Here is a 1,606-nt window from a genome sequence, read left to right on the forward strand (position 1 = left end):
TGCGGCCGCCGCCGCAGGGCTCGCCGTGTGTCCGCTGGCCCGCCGCGTCGCGCCGCGCACGATCGTCGACGTCGGCGCGAAGTTCGGCCTGCCGCCGCTGCCACGCTCGCAGGTGGTGCTGTATTCACGGGTGCGCGACCCGCGCTCGGCGGCGTCGCTGCGAAGGTTTGCCGACAGCCTTGCAATGTCGGCGTAAACTAACGGCTTTCGTCAGTCCGCCACCTTACAAACATTCATGAAGCCAGCCGCCCGCCAGCACCTCCGCGCCAACCTGCTGATGCTCGCCGCCGCCGCCATCTGGGGCACCGCGTTCGTCGCGCAACGGCTGAGCCTCGACGTGATCGGGCCGTTCCTGTTCACCGGGCTGCGGTTTCTGCTCGGCGCGCTCGTGCTGATCCCGCTGCTGCGCCTGAACGCGGCGTCGCGCGCGCACCTCGCGGCAATCCGCCAGGCTCCCGCGCTGCTGCTGCCCGGCCTCGCGCTCGGCACGCTGCTCGCGGTGTCGATCTCGCTGCAACAGGTCGGCCTGCAGTACACACGGATCGCGAATGCCGGCTTCATCAGCTCGCTGTACGTCGTGATCGTCCCGCTGATGGGTGTGTTCGCGCGGCACCGGATCGGCGCCGGCACGTGGTTCGGCGCGCTGCTCGCGGCGATCGGGCTGTATTTCCTGAGCATCGACGAGCATTTCTCGATTCTCTACGGCGACTGGTTCCAGCTCGCCGGCGCAGTCGTCATCGCCGCACACGTGATGGCGGTCGGCCACCTCGCACGGCGTCACGATCCGCTCGTGCTCGCGTTCCTGCAGTTCGTGGTCTGCGGCGCGCTGTGCCTGGCAGTCGGCCTCGCGATCGAGCCCGTCAATGCGACGATGCTGCGCGGCGCGCTGCCGACGCTGCTGTACGGCGGCCTGCTGTCGGTCGGCGTCGGCTATACGCTGCAGGTCGTCGCGCAGCGCGACGCGGCGCCTGCGCACGCGGCGGTGATCTTCAGCATGGAAGGCGTGTTTGCGGCGATCGCCGGCTGGGCCGCACTCGGCGAGACACTGACGCTGCGCGGGCTGCTCGGCTGCGCGCTGATGCTCGCTGGCCTGCTCGCCTGTCAGCTGCTGCCGAACGGCGATGCGCGGAAGAAGGACGAGGACGCGCTGCCGGCGTGACGCACACGATCCCTATAATGGCGGTTTGTGTTTCAACTGCAGTTTCAACTGCAGTTTCAATGCCAACCGCTTACGACAGGCCTGCTCCGTGACGTCCACTCCCGTCGATCCCGCCGCCGACCTGCTGCGCGAACGCGCAGCCCACTATGCCGCGCAGGCGGCGCTGTTCCTCCGCGACCAGGCGCTGTCGACCGCGTCGCACGACCTGCGCAGCCCGCTCAATGCGATGCACAGCTGGGCGTACGTGCTCGAGCGCCAGCTCGCCAATGCCGATCCGAACCTGCAGCGCGCGCTCGCGGGCATTCGCGCCGGCATCGATCAGCAGGTCAGGCTGATCGATGACGCACTCGATGCGCCGCGCGCCGACACGCGCGCGCTCGCCGTCGCCCGGCAGCGGTTTGCGCTGCGCGCGCTGCTCGACGACACGCTCGCGCTCGCCCGATTCGC

The 1,606-nt window shown here is 69.6% G+C and carries 2 protein-coding genes and 1 pseudogene; all 3 read left to right on the top strand.

All coding sequences use genetic code 11. From position 1 onward, the window contains the following. A pseudogene (locus G3N94_RS41245) lies at positions 1 to 196 on the top strand (LysR family transcriptional regulator); the annotation flags it as partial. A gap of 39 nt (positions 197 to 235) precedes the next feature. Beyond that, on the top strand, positions 236 to 1,159 hold the full coding sequence (locus G3N94_RS41250) for a DMT family transporter (RefSeq protein ID WP_205799899.1): 924 nt from the start codon (positions 236 to 238) through the stop codon (positions 1,157 to 1,159). 88 nt (positions 1,160 to 1,247) lie between these two features. After that, a partial coding sequence (locus G3N94_RS41255) for a histidine kinase dimerization/phospho-acceptor domain-containing protein (protein ID WP_346778777.1) occupies positions 1,248 to 1,606 on the top strand: 359 nt, incomplete at its 3' end.

Source organism: Burkholderia sp. Ac-20353 (assembly GCF_017104785.1).
GTDB lineage: Bacteria > Pseudomonadota > Gammaproteobacteria > Burkholderiales > Burkholderiaceae > Burkholderia.

What these genes read in the sequence shown, in the direction of transcription:
- G3N94_RS41250 (WP_205799899.1), top strand. Translation starts at nt 236, where the DNA reads ATGAAGCCAGCCGCCCGCCAGCACCTCCGCGCCAACCTGCTGATGCTC.